The sequence below is a fragment of the Bradyrhizobium sp. Gha genome (assembly GCF_900113735.1).
Taxonomy (GTDB): Bacteria; Pseudomonadota; Alphaproteobacteria; order Rhizobiales; family Xanthobacteraceae; genus Bradyrhizobium.
The window spans coordinates 483,848-500,389 of record NZ_FOQM01000003.1; the positions used below are offsets into that span (position 1 = coordinate 483,848).

A 16,542-nucleotide genomic window follows, 5' to 3' on the forward strand; every position below is an offset into this window, starting at 1 on the left:
AAATCGAGATCGCCGCGATGGCCTTTACTGATATTTTCATCAAGCGCCCGGTTCTGTCGGTCGTTGTCAGCCTGCTGATCCTGCTGATAGGCCTGCGCGCGGCGATGGTGCTGCCGATCCGGCAATATCCGAAGCTGTCGAACACGGTCATCAACATCACGACCGTCTATCCCGGCGCGTCCGCGGATCTGATCCAGGGCTTCATCACGACGCCGATCGAGCAGGCGGTCGCCTCGGCCGAAGGCGTGGACTACATCACCTCGTCCTCGGTGCTCGGCACCTCGACGATCCAGGTCTACATCAAGCTGAACTTCGATCCGAACCAGGCGCTCACGGAAGTGCTGGCGAAGACGAACTCGGTCAAATACCTGATCCCGAAGGAATCCAACGACCCGATCGTCACCAAGACAACCGGCCAGACCACGGCCGTGATGTATCTGGGCTTCTCGTCCGACGAGTTGTCGGGCTCGGCAATCTCCGACTATCTGACGCGCGTGGTGCAGCCCGTGTTGTCCACCGTCGACGGTGTCGCGTCGGCCGACATCCTGGGCGGCCAGACCTTTGCGATGCGGCTTTGGCTCGATCCGGTGAAGATGGCCGGCCGCAACGTGTCGCCGGCGGACGTTGCCTCCGCGATCACCGCCAACAACTTCCAGTCCGCCGCGGGGCAGACCAAGGGCTATCTCATCGTCTCGAATGTCTCGACGAACACGGGCCTGACCGACGTCAACCAGTTCAAGAAGATGATCGTCAAAGCCAAGGACGGCGGTTTCGTGCGCATGGAGGACATCGCCACCGTCGAGCTTGCGGCTCAGAGCACGGACGCGAGCGTCGCCTTCAACGGCGAGCATGCGATCTTCATCGGCGTGCAGGCAACGCCGCAGGGTAACCCGCTGACGCTGGTCAAGGGCGTGCGGGCGCTGTTCCCGGAGCTCGAGCGCAATCTGCCCCCGTCGATGAAGATGAAGGTCGCCTACGACTCGACCAAGTTCATCCAATCCTCGATCGACGAGGTGGAGAAGACGCTGGGTGAAGCCGTCATCATCGTGATCGTGGTGATCTTCCTGTTTCTGGCCTCGCTGCGATCGGTCATCATCCCTGTCGTCACCATCCCGCTGTCGATGATCGGCGTCTGTACCCTGATGCTGGCGTTGGGCTTCAGCTTCAACCTGCTGACCTTGCTTGCGATGGTGCTCGCGATCGGTCTCGTGGTCGACGATGCCATCGTGGTGGTGGAGAACATCCACCGCCATCTGGAGGAGGGGAAGACACCGGTTCAGGCTTCGCTGCAAGGCGCGCGCGAGATCGTCGGCCCCGTCGTCTCGATGACCATCACGCTCGCGGCGGTGTATGCCCCGATCGGCTTCCTCGGCGGCCTCACTGGTTCGCTGTTCCGCGAATTCGCCTTCACGCTCGCGGGCTCGGTGATCGTGTCGGGCGTGATCGCGCTGACGCTGTCCCCGATGATGTGCTCGGTGCTGCTGAAGAACACGGAAGAAGGCCGGTTCGCCAAACTGGTGAACAGGGTGTTTGGCGCGGTCACGCGATGGTACGGCCGCAGGCTCGACCGCTCGCTCGACTACAAGGCCATCACCGGCCTGTTCGCGATCACGATCCTCGGGCTCGTCGGCTTCCTCTATATGCACACCTCGAAAGAGCTCGCGCCGGAGGAAGACCAGGGCATCGTGTTCGCGGTGACCAAGGCGCCGAAATACGCCAACATCGATTATGTCGATTTCTACGGCGACAAGCTCGACAAGGAGTTCCAGAAATTCCCCGAAACCGACCTGCGCTTCGTGCTGAACGGCATCAACGGTCCGCAGGGGGGCATCGCGGGCATGCTGCTCAAGCCGTGGGACGAGCGCAAGCGCTCGTCGATCGCGCTGAAGCCGCTGGTCCAGGCCGAACTTTCCAAGATTGAGGGCGTGCAGGCGTTCGCATTCAACCTGCCGCCGCTGCCGGGCGGGCCGGGCGGTCTGCCTGTACAGATGGTCATCAGCTCCACCGCCGGCTTCCAGACCGTCTACGAGCAGATGGAGAAGCTGAAGGACGCCGCGCGCAAGAGCGGCATGTTCATCGTCTCCGACAGTGACCTTGCCTACAACCAGCCGAATGTCGACGTCACGATCGACCGCACCAAGGCGCAGGACCTCGGCATCAACATGCAGAATCTCGGCTCCACGCTCGCGGTTCTGCTCGGCGGCAACTACATCAACCGCTTCAATCTCCAGGGCCGTTCGTACCAGGTGATTCCGCAGGTACCGCGCCGCGAGCGCCTCTCGCCTGAATCGCTCGGCGACTATTATGTGACGACCAACACCGGGCAGCAGCTTCCGCTGTCGACCGTGGTTTCGATCAAGACCAAGACCGACCCGAACTCGCTGACGCACTACAATCAGCTCAATTCGGCGACGTTCTCGGCCGTGCCGATGCCCGGTGTGACGGTTGGTGCTGCGGTGGATTTCCTCGAAGGTGAGGCCAAGAAGCTGCCGCAGGGTTTCAGCCACGACTATCTCGCGGATTCCAGGCAGTATGTGCAGGAAGGCAACCAGCTCGCGATCACGTTCGGTTTCGCGCTGATCATCATCTTCCTGGTGCTGGCGGCGCAGTTCGAGAGCCTACGCGACCCGTTCGTGATCATGATCTCGGTGCCGATGGCGATCGTCGGCGCGCTGATCCCGCTGTTCTTCGGCGTGGCCACCATGAACATCTACACCCAGGTCGGTCTGCTCACGCTGGTCGGCCTGATCACCAAGCACGGCATTCTGATGGTGGAGTTCGCCAACGAGCTCCAAGTCAACGAACGGCTCGACCGCCGCTCGGCCATCGAGATGTCGGCCCGTATCCGTCTGCGGCCGATCCTGATGACGACGGCCGCGATGGTCACCGGCCTGATCCCGCTGCTGACCGCATCGGGCGCAGGAGCGGCCAGCCGCTTCTCGATCGGACTCGTGGTCGTGGCCGGCATGTCGATCGGGACGTTGTTCACCCTGTTCGTGCTGCCGGCCGTTTATGTCGTGCTGGCGACCGACCATCGTGCGGCGGCCGATTCCGAGCGCAACAAGCAGGTCAACGAGCTCGACCTCGACGGCAAGGCGCTGCGCCCGACCTGACCCAAGGCTTCGGCAGAAGCCGCCGGCGATCTATGAAGTCGACGAGTTCGCCCGCGACGGCGGGCTGATGTCGTATGGCGCCGACTCCTAAAGAATGCTCCGAGCGGGCCGGCGCGCTGGTGGCCCGCATCTTCAACGGGGCAGACCCCGGGGGATCTGCCTTTCGAGGTGCCGACCCGCTATCCCCTGGTGATCAATCTCAAGACGGCGAAGGCGACCGGGCTTGAAATTCCGCCCACCATGCCGGCAATTGCCGACGAGGTCATTGAATAGCCTTGTGCGCTGCACCGAGAGACAAGCTCCGGCGTTCTTGCTAGGCTTGGGGGAATGAGCATTTCCGTCCATCCCGATACCCCGCAAACGAGGACCTTGCCGAGTGCGGCCGAGGGCCGCGTCGCCTCCGGCGAGGCGGGGCCTGGGATCAAGACCCGGCTGTTCACCAAATATGTCGCGCTGTTCGTGGCCGTGGTCGCCATCGCCCTGCTGGCCAACGGGCTGTTCGAGGTCTTCTTCTACTACCGGGAGCACAAGGCCGCGCTGATCCGGGTCCAGCACGAGCAGGCCGAGGCGGCCGCCGCGAAGATCAGCCAGTTCGTCAAAGAGATCGAGAGCCAGCTGGGCTGGACCACGCAACTGCCCTGGTCGGTGAGCCATCAGCCCGACAAAAGCGACCAGGCCTCGATCGAGCCGCGCCGGTTCGACGCGCTGCGGTTGTTGCGCCAGGTGCCTGCGATCACCGAACTCGCCCAGGTCGACTCGACCGGCCGAGAGCGCCTTCGTGTCTCGCGGCTGGCGATGGATGCGATCGGCAGCGGCATCGACCTGTCGGACGATCCGAAATTTACCCAGGCGATTGCGCACAAGGTCTATTACGGGCCGGTGTATTTCCGCCGCGAGTCGGAGCCTTACATGACGCTGGCGCTGGCCGGCGCGAGGAAGGACGCCGGCGTCAGTATCGCGGAGGTGAACCTCAAGCTGATCTGGGACGTCGTGTCCCAGATCAAGGTCGGCGAGCACGGACATGCCTATGTGGTCGGCCCGGAGGGCCGCCTGATCGCGCATCCCGATATCAGCTTGGTCTTGCGAAACACCGACTTGTCGGGCCTGGCGCAGGTGCGTGCGGCGCTCGCCGGCGGCGGTGCCATGCCGGACGCCTTGCAGGAAGCGACCAACATCCAGGGACAGAAGGTTCTGACGGCGTCCGCGCCGATCAGCCCGCTCGGCTGGACCATGTTCGTCGAGCTGCCCGTCGAGGAAGCCTATGCGACGCTCTATGCTTCGCTGGAACGGCTCGCCATCGTGCTGCTTGCCGCTTCGATCTTCGCGGTGCTGGCCGGAATATTCCTCGCGCGCCGCATGGTCGGCCCGATCCAGGCGCTGCGGAGCGGAGCGATGCGCATCGGCGGCGGCGATTTCGCCCAGCGGATCTCGATCAAGACCGGCGACGAACTGGAGGAACTCGCGAACCAGTTCAACCACATGGGCGAGCGCCTGCAGGAATCCTATGCCGGCCTCGAAAGCAAGGTCGAGCAACGGACCTCCGAACTACGTGAAGCACTACAGCAGCAAACCGCCACCGCCGATGTGCTGAAGGTAATCAGCCGCTCGACGTTCGATCTGCAAACCGTGCTCGACACGCTGGTCGGGTCGGCGGCCCGCTTATGCGACGCGGACGAAGGAACGATCTTTCGTCCGCGCGATGGCGTCTTTTATCTGGCAGCAAGCTGCGGCCTTGATGCGGAGCAGGAGAACAAACTTCGGACATTTGCTTCGGTGCCGGAGCGGGGAAGCGTCGTCGGACGCACCTTGCTGGATTGCAAGACGGTTCATGTTCCGGATGTGCAGGCCGATCCGGAGTACGCACCTTCGTCTGCACGAAGACGCTCCAATGTGCGTACGATGCTAGGTGTTCCTCTGCTTCGAGAGGGGACGCCCATCGGGGTGTTCGTTCTGACGCGGCATGTCGTGCATCCCTTCAGCGAGAAACAGATCGATCTTGCGACCACCTTTGCGGACCAGGCCCTGATTGCGATCGAAAATGTGCGGTTGTTCGACGAAGTTCAGGAACGCACGAGAGAACTGTCGCAGTCGCTCGACGATCTGCGTGCGGCCCAGGGGCGCCTGATCCAGACCGAGAAGCTGGCCTCGCTCGGCCAGCTCACGGCCGGCATCGCCCACGAGATCAAGAACCCGCTCAACTTCGTCAACAATTTCTCCTCGGTCTCGACCGAGCTGATCGACGAGCTCAAGGAGGTCCTGCGAACGGCGTCTCTCGACGACAAGACGAAGGAGGAGGTGGGCGAGCTGACCGGCATGCTGCGTGGAAACCTGGACAAGGTGGTGCAGCATGGCAAGCGCGCCGATTCCATCGTCAGGAACATGCTGCTGCATTCGCGCGAAGGCTCCGGCGAGCATCGCCCCGCCGACATCAACGCGATCGTGGAGGAGAGCCTCAATCTGGCCTATCATGGCGCGCGCGCCGAAAGGCCGTCGTTCAACGTGACGCTCGCGCGCGACTTCGATCCGGCTGCCGGTATGGCCGATGTCTATCCACAGGAAATCACCCGCGTCTTCCTCAATCTGATTTCGAACGGCTTCTATGCGGCGACCAAGCGCAAGGAGAGCGCTGCTGCCGGCTTCGAGCCGACCGTGAGCGCATCGACGAAAAATCTCGGCGCCAGCGTCGAGATCCGGATCCGGGACAACGGAACGGGCATTCCGCAGGAGGTCAAGGAGAAGATGTTCAACCCCTTCTTCACCACCAAGCCGGCCGGCGAGGGGACCGGGCTTGGTTTGTCCATGAGCCATGACATCGTCGTGAAGCAGCACGGCGGCACGATCGACGTGAATACCACGCCCGGTGTATTCACCGAATTCATCATCACGCTGCCGCGCACGATGGCGGCTGGCGGCACATCCGGAGGCAGGACTTGAACGTTTACATCCTGGTCGTCGACGACGAGCCCGACGTCGAGGCGCTGTTTCGGCAGCAGTTCCGTCGCGATTTGCGCGCGGGCCGATTCCAGATGGAGTTCGCGCCGTCGGCGCCCGACGCGATCAGACGCGCGGCCGAAGTTCGCGATCCCTCTTTGATCCTGATTCTGTCCGACATCAACATGCCCGGCATGAGTGGGCTCGACATGCTCCCCAAGGTACGTGCCGATCATCCCCATGTTCCGGTCATCATGATCACGGCCTACGGCGATGCCGAGACGCGCAGGACCGCGATCGAGCGCGGCGCCGCGAAGCTTCTCACCAAGCCGATCGACTTTGCGCAATTGCGCCAGGAGATCGATACCAGGCTCGAGCAGGCGGCATGACCCCGACCATCCTCTTCGTCGATGACGAGCCCGACCTCGAGGCGCTGATCCTGCAAAAATTCCGCAGGCAGATACGCGACGGGGTCGTCGTCATCATGTTCGCGCGGGACGGCCTGGAGGCGCTGGAGTCGCTCGCGCAGAATCCGCATGTCGACATGGTGGTCTCCGACATCAACATGCCGCGGATGGACGGATTGTCGCTGTTGCAGAAGCTGCAGGAAGCCGAGGACAAGAAGTCGACCATTATCGTCTCGGCCTATGGCGACATGAGCAACATCCGCACCGCCATGAACCGCGGCGCGTTCGATTTTCTGACCAAGCCGATCGACTTCGCCGATCTCGAAGCTACGATCGAGAAGACCCTTCGCCACATCGAGATGCTGCGCGAGGTGCGGCGCCGCCAGGCAGAGGCCGAGCGGGCCCACGCCGCATTGTCCCGCCACTTCTCGCCGGAGCTTGCCAAACGCCTGGCGGCAAGCAAGGAGGGTGAGGGTATCGAGGTCCAGTGGCGCGACGTCGCCGCCATCTTCACCGACATCACCAGCTTCACTTCGCTGGTCGAAAGCGCGCCGCCCGAGACGCTGGGGGCGCTCCTCAACGAATATGTTGGCGGCATGACGGAGGTCGTCTTCGCGCATGAGGGGACGGTCGCGAAGATCATCGGCGATGCGCTCCATGTGCTGTTCAATGCGCCCGGCGATCAGCCCGATTATGCGACACGTGCGGTCGCGTGCGCGCATGACCTCGATCGCTGGGCGCAGGATTTTTGCGTGCGCCAGAAGGCCAGGGGCGTGAATTTCGGTGTCACCCGCATCGGTATTCACGCAGGCTCCGCGCTGGTCGGCAATTTTGGCGGCAACCGCTTCTTCGACTACACCGCGTATGGGGATACGATCAACATCGCGGCGCGGCTCGAGGCTGCCAACAAGCAGCTGGGCACCCGCATCTGTGTCAGCTCCAGTGTCGCGGAGGCAGCCGGAAACTTTCAGGGACGTCCGGTGGGTGAGCTGATGCTGCGTGGGCGCAGCGAGCCGCTCCGCGCATTCGAGCCGCTGCCGCAGGAAAAATTCGAGGCGCCCGCAACAGCGCAATATTGCGAGGCCTTTGCCAGGATGGAAGCGGGCGACGCCGCCGCCATGCCGGCCTTCGCTGCGTTGGTCGGTATGCATGCCGACGATCCTCTCGCCGGCTTTCACCTGAAGCGCCTGCTCAATGGCGGCAAGGGCGCCCGCATTCAATTGGATTAGAGGGCGACATGACGCGCGAATTCCCGGCCGGCAACTACCGGTTCATTCCCTCCGTCTTCCAGTATTCCGCTGGTGCTGCCGCCGATGACGGCTATGAGATCGAGCGCGTCCGGTTCGATCGGCTGGTGCCGCTGGCCGAAGGGTTTGTGCTGGCTGCAAAGTACATCCAGGACGTCGGACGTCCGCTCACGGCCTTCTGTGCCTGCGAGTTGCGCTCGCCGGCGGCGTTCAGCGAAGAGGGCTTTCGCGCCTTCAATCTGCAGTACGTCAAGACGCTGTCGGAATGGGGCATCTTCGACGGCACCACCAACCCGGTGGCGCGCAGCAACGTCTGTCCCGAGGTCGATCCGCCGACCGAGCCGTCATTCTACGCGTTCTCGTTCACGCGCCCGACGAGCTCCAGGGCGCCGTCCTTTGTCATTGCGGGCGGTGCAGAGGCGCGCGAGGGCGGCGGGACCTACGTCGAGCGCACGGTACGCTACCGCGATCTCAGCCCCGAGGGTTTGCGCGAGAAAGTGCGGTTCACCACCACGTCGCAGATGGAGAGCCGGATGACGGCTTTCGGCTTCCGTTGGAAGGACACGACCGGCGTGCAGGCCTATTCCGTGCACGATTTTCATCACGTGCTGGTCGACGAGCTGGTCAGGCGCGGCGCATTGCGCTCGGGGCTCACCTGGCACTTTGCACGACCGCCGGTGGTCGATCTCGAATACGAAATGGATTGCCGCCGCGTGATGCGTGAGTTGGTGATCTAACGCTACGGTCGATCTTTACCTCTCCCGTCGGGCGAGGTGGAGAACCGTGTTCCAGTTGAACTTAGCGCTGGCGCGGGTCGAGCGCATCGCGCAGGCCATCGCCGAGCAAGTTCAGCGACAGCACGACGAGGAAGATCGCAAGCCCCGGCCAGATTGCCATCCAGGGCGCCTGGGTCAGGAAGCGTTGCGCCGCATTGAGCATGCTGCCCCAGGACGGTGCCGGCGGTTGCTGGCCGAGCCCCAGGAACGACAGGGCGGACTCCGCAATGATGGCAGCTGCGATCGACAGCGTGGCCTGCACCAGCAATGCAGGCAGGATGTTCGGCAGGATGTGCGAGACCGCAATCCGCCAGGGCGGATTGCCGAGGGCGCGCGCGGCCTCGACATAGTCCTCAGCCTTGACGCTCAGCACCTGTCCGCGCGTGAGACGGATGAAGACGGGGGTGGCAGAGATACCGATCGCAATCATGGCATTGCCGAGACTTGGGCCGAGGAACGCCGCCAGTGCAATCGCCAGGATCAGGAACGGACAGGCCAGCATCGCATCGGTGATCCGGCTGATCAGTGCATCGACAAATCCGCCGCGATAGCCGGCGACGAGGCCAAGCGGCACGCCGATCCCGAGCGCGATCGCAACCGAGATCAGACCGGCAAGCAGCGAGGCACGCGCCCCGTAGATGACGCGGCTGAGGATATCGCGGCCGAGCTCGTCGGTGCCGAACCAGTGCGCTGCGGTAGGCGGCTTGCGGACCAGGCCCCAGCTTGTCGCGATGGGATCGTAGGGCACGAGAAGCGGCGCAAACAGCGCGAGCAGGATGAAGATGGTCAGGACCACGAGGCCCGCAACCGCCGCCTTGCGCTTGAACAGGCGGCGCCGCGCGCGGCGCGCCGGGCTGTCCAGTTCGCCTGGATCCGTGGCTGGATCGGCCGTGAGCACGGCGTCGGTCATCGCCTAGCCCCTCAGCCGCGGATTGACGAGGATATAGGCGACGTCGGCAATCAGATTGAGGGCGATGTAGATGGTGGCGGTCACCAGCACTACACCCTGCACGACGGCGTAGTCGCGGTTGAACACAGCGTCCACGATCAGCTTGCCGAAACCTGGAATGGAGAAGATCTGCTCCGTCAGCACCGCGCCGGACAACAGCGTGCCGAGCTCGAGCGCGCCGAGCGTGATGATCGGCGTCAGCGCGTTGCGCATCGCGTGCTTGAGGATGACCGAGCGCTCGGAGAGTCCCTTGGCGCGTGCGGTACGAACATAATCGCTCTCCAGCACCTGCAGCATGGCGCTGCGGGTATGCCGCATCAGGACCGCGGCAATGGCATTGCCGAGCACGAAGGCGGGCATGATGGTGGCAGCCAGGCTCGCGCGCCAGTTTTCGGTGAGCGGCACATAGCCCGAGGCCGGCAGCCAGCCGAGCTCGATCGAAAACACGAAGATCAGCATGATGCCGAGCCAGAAGTTCGGCGTCGAGATGCCCCATAGCGCGAAGAAATTGGCGCCGTAGTCCCAGGCCGTCCCTCTCTTCACGGCCGCGACGATCCCGGCAGGAATGCCGATCAGGAAGGCAATGATGATGGCCATCGCGCCGAGCTGCAGCGTCACCGGCAGCTTTTGTGCGATCAGCTCGCGCACCGGCATCTTGTTGCGCAAGGACTCGCCGAAGTCGCCGACAAGGACGCCCTTGATCCAGTAGGCGTATTGCACGGGAATGGGCTGGTCGAGCCGGTATTGGTGCCGGATCTGCTCGATCACATCAGGATCGCGCTCTTCGCCCGCCATCACCAGTGCGGGATCGCCCGGCAGCAATTGCTGCAGCGAGAAGATCAGCACCGAGACGAAGAACAAGGTCGGTACGATCTGCGCAAGGCGCCGGGTGAGAAAGTTCAGCATTCCCGCCGCGTCATTTCAGCTTGAGGCCGACGACGCGCACGAGACCGTCAGGCATCTGCTTGTAGCCTTCGAGTTTGGTGGTGTGCGCGATGATGATGCGGCGGTGGTAGAGGTAGAGGATCGGCTCCTCGTCCTGGACCAGCTTTGCGAGCGTTTCATAGGTGGCTTTGCGCTTGGCGGAGTCGGTGACGAGACGCGCGTTTTCCAGTGCCTTGTCGGCCTGTTGATTATTCCAGTCGCTGTAGTTCTGTGGTGCGCCGCTATGCAGGAAGATGAAGGTGTTGCCGTCGGGATCGATGCGGCCGCTCCAGGCGAGCCAGAAGGCCTGATAATCGCCGGCTTCGGCCTGCTTGAGCCCGGTCGCAAACTCGGTGACACGGATCTTCATGTCGAACCCGGCTTCTGCGGCCATTGACTGGATCACCTGCGCGGGTGTCTCGTTTTCCGCGCCTTTCGGCACCAGGAAATCGACGCTGACCGGCGGCGTCACGCCGGCCTCCTTCAGCAGCGCCTTGGCCTTGTCCACGTTCCGGGCGCGGACCGGAAAGGCCTTTTGATAGTAGGGATGATCGGGATTGACCCATTGATTGCCGACCTGGAACTCGCCGTTGAACGCGACCTGGTTGATTGCTTCACGGTCGATGGCAAGGTCGAGCGCCTGCCGAACCTTTGCGGACTGGCTGAGCGGTCCCTTGGCTTTGTCCTTGCCGATATTGAGCGTGACGCCTTGATAGCCGAGTTCGATCGCGGTCGCGACCTTCAGACGTGAATCCGCGCGGACCTCCTTGAGGTCGGTGGCGAGCACGCGCTCGATCAGATCGAGGCCGCCGGATTTCAGGTTCGCCAGCCGCACGGTGGCGTCGACGATGGGCTGGAACACGACCTTGTCGATGAAGACGTTGTCCTTGTTCCAGTAGTCGGCGAACTTTTCGAATACGATGCGGTCCTGCTGCACGCGTTCGACGAATTTGTAGGGGCCGGCGCAGACAGGGTGAAGACCGAACTTATCACCGGCTGCCTTCGCCGCCTTCGGCGACACCATCATGCCGGCGCGGTCGGTGAGCTGGGCGAGCAGCGGCGAGAATGGCGACTTCAACACCAGCTTGATGGTGAGGGGATCGACGACGTCGATGTGGTCGACCGAGGCAAGCTCCGGCTTGCGGAACGAGCCGGGGAAGGTCAGGTGGCGCTCCAGCGAGAACTTGGCCGCTTCCGCATCGAACGGCTCCCCGTCGTGGAATTTCACGCCGGGCCGGAGCTTGATGACGAGACCCTTGCCGTCGTCGACCGTTTCGCTCGACAGCGCGAGTTGCGGCACGATGTTGAGCTTCTCGTCGATGTCGAACAGCTTGTCGCAAAAGGCGGCGAACACGATGCGGCCGACATAGGTGCGCGCCATGGTGGGATCGAGGATATCAGGGTCTTCAGCAAGGCCGATGCGCAGCGTGGTCTGGGCCTGGACGGCACCAAGCGACAGGAGGAACGCGGCCGCCGCTGCGGCCAGGCGAAACTTCTTCATCAGACAGTCCCCATTGCTCCGGCTACGTTGTCGTAGGCCTTGCACTCTGTATACCAACACCTGAGGGGGCCGCGCCTTCCGTCTTTCGGCTGAAGGCCGCGACTAATTTCGCCAGCGTCGGCGTAAATCCGGCCGCAGCCGGCAGGATGGCCTCGGCTGGGGGCAGCTCATTGACGCGATGGCAGGCGGTGGCGTGGCCTGCGCCGTCGACCGCCAATTCCGGCACCTCGGTGCGGCAACGCTCGATCACGAACGGGCAGCGGGTATGGAAACGACAGCCCGCCGGCGGATTGAGCGCGCTCGGGATCTCGCCTTGCAGCACGGCCCTCGCGCGCTTGGCGCGAGGTTGCGGCAGGGGGATCGCGGACAACAGGGCGCGGCTGTAGGGATGGCGCGGCCCGGCGAACAACTCGTCCGCCTCGGCCTCTTCGACGATACGGCCGAGATTCATCACCGCGACGCGGTCGGCGATGTGCTTGACCACTGCGAGGTCGTGCGAGACGAAGATGTAGGCGAGGCCCAGCCGGTCCTGTAGTTCGCGCAGCAGATTCAATATCTGCGAACGGATCGAGACGTCGAGCGCCGAGACCGGCTCGTCGCAGATGATCAGTTTCGGCTCGACTGCCAGCGCGCGCGCGATGGCGATACGCTGGCGCTGGCCGCCGGAGAACTCGTGCGGATAGCGCCGCGCCAGCCGCGGCTCCAGCCCGACCAGCCGCAATAGCTCCGCGACGCGCTCGCGCCGCTGTGCCGGTGGGACGAGATCGTGGAGCGCGAGCGGTTCGGTCAGGACCTGGGCGACGGTCATGCGTGGATTGAGCGAGGCGTAGGGATCCTGGAAGATGATCTGGGCCTCGCGGCGGAATTTTCGGAGCGCATCGGCGCCGAGCGAGAGCAGGTCGCGGCCGTCGAACCGCAGGCTGCCTGCATCCGGCTCGATCAACCGCAACACCAGGCGGCTCACGGTCGATTTGCCGCAACCGGACTCGCCGACCAAGGCAAGCGTCTTGCCGGCTTCGAGCGAGAACGACACCCCATCGACGGCTTTGACATGCGCCCGCGCCCGGCCGAACAACGAGCGCCCGGCGACGAAGTGCTTGACCAGCCCTTCGACCTCAAGCAGTGCCATCAGGTCACCAGCAATTCAAGCGGCGCGCGGATGCAGCGCGAGACGTGGCTGGGGCTGACGGCCATCAGTGGCGGCGGCGTCTTGGTGCAGGCCTCCAGCACGAAGGGACAGCGCGCGGCGAAGCGGCAGCCGGCGGGCGGTTGCGCCATGTTCGGCACCATGCCTTCAATGGTCGCCAGTTGCTCGGCGCGATGGTCGAGCCGCGGGATCGAGCCGAGCAGGCCGACGGTGTAGGGATGCTGCGGCGCCGAGAACAATTCGTCGACAGGCGCGCGCTCGACGATCTCGCCGGCATACATCACCGCGACCTCGTCGCAGACTTCGGCGACGACGCCGAGATCGTGCGTGATCAGGATGATGGCGGCGCCGCTCGCCGCCTTCAACTCGCGCATCAGCTCCAGGATCTGAGCCTGCAGCGTGACGTCGAGCGCGGTGGTTGGCTCATCCGCGATCAGCAGTTGCGGGTCGCAGGCCAGCGCCATTGCGATCATCACGCGCTGGCGCATCCCGCCCGAGAGCACGTGGGGATATTCGTCGATGCGCCGTTCGGGCGAGGGGATATGGACCCGCCGCAGCAGCTCGATTGCCCGCTCGCGCGCACTCTTTCGCGCGCCGCCACGGTGGCGCAAGATCGTCTCGATGATCTGGTCGCCGATCGTAAAACTCGGGTTGAGCGAGGTCATCGGCTCCTGAAAGATCATCGCGAGCCGGTTGCCGCGCAAGTCGCGCAGCGTCTGGTCCGGTGTCTTCAGCAGGTCGAGGCCGTCGAAGCGGATCGCGCCCGATATCTCGGCGCTCTGCTTCGGCAGCAGGCCCATGATTGCCAGCGAGGTCACGCTCTTGCCGCAGCCGGATTCGCCGACAAGGCCGAGCGTCGCACCGTTGGCGACGCTGAGATCGAGGCTGTCGACCGCATGGGTGATGCGGCCGTCGTCGCCGTGGAAGCGAATGCGCAGATCGCTGATCTCAATGAGGGGGCTCGCGCTCATGCTTGCCTTGCCTGCGCCGCTTTGATGCTGGCGTCGATGACGCTGCGATCGGTATTGCCGGCCGGGTTCTGCCGCGTCGGCATGGACGAGCGGAAGTGAACCCAGAGCTCGTGACTGACGCGTTCGAGGCGCTCGAGTTCGCCGAGCGGGTCGGGATGGTCGTCGGCGCGGATGTCCAGCGCCGGCCATTCCTCCTCGCCATGGATCAGCAGCGCCGCGGACTGCTTGCCGCGCTTGTCGCCGCCGGCAGCTTCGCCCGCGCGCATCGCCGCCAGCAGCCGGCGCGGAAAAGGCAGGCTGTCATTGGCGATATAAGTCTTCGCTGTTTCGGCTGGGACATCGGGGCCCGCGAGCATATTGCCGGCGATCGAAAAACCGCTGCCTTGGATGTGCCCGCACCAATCGACGCAGTCGCGCCCGGTATGCGCGGCGATCGCGCCGCTCGCATCCATGATGTGGATCTGCCGGCTTTCGCGGCCGTCATCGGTCGCGAGCAGCGTGGCGAGGACATCGTGAGCGTTCAGGCCCTCGCGCAGCAACTTGACGCCGTCGATGCCATAATAGGGATTGACGAAGGCCTGGGTCGCGATCGCGCCGAAGCCCGCCGCGACATAGGGCACGCGCGCGCCGACGGCGAAGAAGCGGGTCGCAACGGCGATGCCGAACTGGCCGGTGGCAGGGTCTCGCGCGATGATCGACCAGGTCATGTGTTGCCTTCAGCGTCCTGCGGCGTAACCCTGCATGCCCCGCGGATTGGCCGCGGCGCGGCGGCGCACGCCGACACGCGAGGCCGCTGTGAGGCGGCCTTCCGACCAGTCGGGGCCGACCTCGACGATATGCCCGCGCTCGCGAAGGTTCTCGACTGTCGCCTTCGGTACGCGGTTCTCGACCACGAGCACGCCAGGACGTGCGGTGCGCGGCCAGAACGAGATCGGGAAGTGCTCGGAGTGCCAGGCCGGCGCGTCGATCGCCTCCTGGAGATTGAGGTTGCAATGGACATGGCGCAGGAAGAACTGCGTGATCCATTGATCCTGCTGGTCGCCGCCGGGCGAACCCCAGGCGAGATACGGCTCGCCGTCACGCAATGCCATGGTCGGCGAGAGCGTGGTGCGTGGCCGCTTGCCCGGCGCGAGCGAGCCAGGATGGTCTTCCTCGAGCCAGAACATCTGCGCACGGCTGCCGAGGCAGAAGCCGAGCTCGGGAATGATTGGCGAGGATTGCAGCCAACCGCCCGAAGGTGTCGAGGACACCATGTTGCCGGCCTTGTCGATGATATCGAAATGCACGGTGTCACCGCGCACCTCGCCGAAGCGTCCGACGGTCGGCTCGCCGGCGCCGAGCGCGCCGACCGCTTCGCGCTGGCCCTCGGCGCGGCGCAGCTTGACCACGCCGCCGAAGCCTTCGACGGTGCCGGGGACGAAATCGAGCGAGGCCTTGTCGGTGACGAGTTTGCGGCGCTGGTCGTTGTAGGCATCCGATAGTAGTGTCTCTATCGGAATGTCGGAGAACTTCGGATCTCCGTAGAATTTTTCGCGGTCGGCGAAGGCAAGCTTGGCGCATTCGATCTGCAGATGGATGAACTCCGGCCCGGTCGGATCGAGCCCGTCGAGCGCGAATCCCTTGAGCAGTGCGAGCTGCTGCAGCGTCACCGGCCCCTGGCTCCAGACGCCGGCCTTGCAGACGGTGTAACGGCCATAATCGTAGGTGAGGGGCGCCTCGATCGTTGGCTGCCAGCGCGCCATGTCGTCGGCCGAGAGCACGCCGCGATGCGGCGAGCCGCTGACGTCCATCACCTCCTGCGTCCGGCAGAATTTGTCGATGGCTTCCGCGACAAAACCCTGCGACCATGATTTCCGCGCGCGCTCGATCTCGGTCTCGCGGCCACCGCCGCCGCTCTCGGCTTCGTTGAGAATGCGGGTGTAGGTCGCAGCCAGCGTCTTGTTGGTGAAGATCGTGCCGGGCTTCGGGACCTCGCCGTTCGGCAGGTAGACCGCGGCCGAGGTCGGCCAGTGCTTGCGGAACAATTGCTCGACGGTCTGGATCGTGGCGCAAGCCCGCTCGACCAGCGGATAGCCGTCGCGTGCGTAGGAGATCGCTGGCTCCAGCACGTCGCGCACACGCATCGTGCCGTAGTCCCGCAGCAGCATCATCCAGGATTCGAAAGTGCCAGGGACGCAGGCCGCAAGCAGGCCGGTGCCGGGCACCATGTCGAGGCCTTCGCCCTTGTAATGGGCAATGGTGGCGCGGGCCGGCGCCGGGCCCTGGCCGCAGATCACCTCGGTGCAGCCGCGCCTGACGTCATGCACGATAACAGGCACATCTCCGCCGGGGCCATTCAGATGCGGCTCGACCACCTGAAGCGTGAAAGCGGTGGCGACCCCGGCGTCGAACGCGTTGCCGCCCCTTTCCAGGATGGACATGCCTATGGCGGTCGCGATCCAGTGGGTCGTGGCAACGACGCCGAACGTGCCCTCGATCTCGGGCCGCGTCGTGAAGGGATCCGGATTGACGTTGCTGGCCATGGGCTACCTCATTTGCGGCGCGCAATTGATCACAGGCCATGCCGTGCCGCCAAT

General features: G+C 64.3%; 12 protein-coding genes. 5 read left to right on the forward strand and 7 right to left on the reverse strand.

The window, feature by feature from the left end:
* Positions 1-17 precede the first annotated feature (17 nt).
* The 5 genes from BM222_RS07975 (at position 18) to cnbZ (ending at position 8,435) form a co-directional block, all read left to right on the forward strand.
* Positions 18-3,113, forward strand: a complete 3,096-nt coding sequence (locus BM222_RS07975; RefSeq protein ID WP_092227704.1) for a MexW/MexI family multidrug efflux RND transporter permease subunit — start codon at positions 18-20, stop codon at positions 3,111-3,113.
* A 327-nt stretch (positions 3,114-3,440) separates the two neighbouring features.
* Positions 3,441-6,047 (forward strand): ATP-binding protein, encoded by a 2,607-nt coding sequence (locus BM222_RS07980; RefSeq protein ID WP_092227705.1) that lies wholly within the window; start codon positions 3,441-3,443, stop codon positions 6,045-6,047.
* Complete coding sequence (locus BM222_RS07985) at positions 6,044-6,433, forward strand: response regulator (protein WP_092227706.1); 390 nt, start codon at positions 6,044-6,046, stop codon at positions 6,431-6,433. Before BM222_RS07980 ends, BM222_RS07985 begins: the two co-directional genes overlap by 4 nt.
* Complete coding sequence (locus BM222_RS07990) at positions 6,430-7,680, forward strand: adenylate/guanylate cyclase domain-containing protein (RefSeq protein WP_092227707.1); 1,251 nt, start codon at positions 6,430-6,432, stop codon at positions 7,678-7,680. The genes BM222_RS07985 and BM222_RS07990 overlap by 4 nt, the downstream gene beginning before the upstream one ends.
* 8 nt (positions 7,681-7,688) lie before the next feature.
* The gene (cnbZ, locus tag BM222_RS07995) at positions 7,689-8,435 is read left to right on the forward strand and encodes a 2-amino-5-chloromuconate deaminase CnbZ (RefSeq protein WP_092227708.1); all 747 of its coding nucleotides are present in this window, start codon (positions 7,689-7,691) and stop codon (positions 8,433-8,435) included.
* A gap of 61 nt (positions 8,436-8,496) precedes the next feature.
* Here cnbZ and BM222_RS08000 read toward each other — a convergent pair whose 3' ends face one another.
* The 7 genes from BM222_RS08000 to BM222_RS08030 are packed head-to-tail and all read right to left on the reverse strand — an operon-like array spanning position 8,497 to position 16,488.
* Positions 8,497-9,384, reverse strand: a complete 888-nt coding sequence (locus BM222_RS08000; protein ID WP_092227709.1) for an ABC transporter permease — start codon at positions 9,382-9,384, stop codon at positions 8,497-8,499.
* A 3-nt stretch (positions 9,385-9,387) separates the two neighbouring features.
* On the reverse strand, positions 9,388-10,329 hold the full coding sequence (locus tag BM222_RS08005) for an ABC transporter permease (RefSeq protein WP_092227710.1): 942 nt from the start codon (positions 10,327-10,329) through the stop codon (positions 9,388-9,390).
* Positions 10,330-10,339: 10 nt separating this feature from the next.
* Entirely contained in the window at positions 10,340-11,848 is a 1,509-nt protein-coding gene (locus BM222_RS08010; protein ID WP_092227711.1) for an ABC transporter substrate-binding protein, read from the reverse strand.
* Positions 11,849-11,870: 22 nt separating this feature from the next.
* Positions 11,871-12,977 (reverse strand): ABC transporter ATP-binding protein, encoded by a 1,107-nt coding sequence (locus BM222_RS08015; RefSeq protein ID WP_177243063.1) that lies wholly within the window; start codon positions 12,975-12,977, stop codon positions 11,871-11,873.
* On the reverse strand, positions 12,977-13,966 hold the full coding sequence (locus BM222_RS08020; RefSeq protein ID WP_092227713.1) for an ABC transporter ATP-binding protein: 990 nt from the start codon (positions 13,964-13,966) through the stop codon (positions 12,977-12,979). The genes BM222_RS08015 and BM222_RS08020 overlap by 1 nt, the downstream gene beginning before the upstream one ends.
* Entirely contained in the window at positions 13,963-14,673 is a 711-nt protein-coding gene (locus tag BM222_RS08025; protein ID WP_092227714.1) for a DUF1028 domain-containing protein, read from the reverse strand. The genes BM222_RS08020 and BM222_RS08025 overlap by 4 nt, the downstream gene beginning before the upstream one ends.
* Positions 14,674-14,682: 9 nt before the next feature.
* Positions 14,683-16,488 carry a gamma-glutamyltransferase family protein gene (locus BM222_RS08030; protein ID WP_092227715.1) on the reverse strand — a complete coding sequence of 602 codons (1,806 nt, stop codon included), beginning with the start codon at positions 16,486-16,488 and terminating at the stop codon, positions 14,683-14,685.
* Between the last annotated feature and the right edge of the window lie 54 nt (positions 16,489-16,542).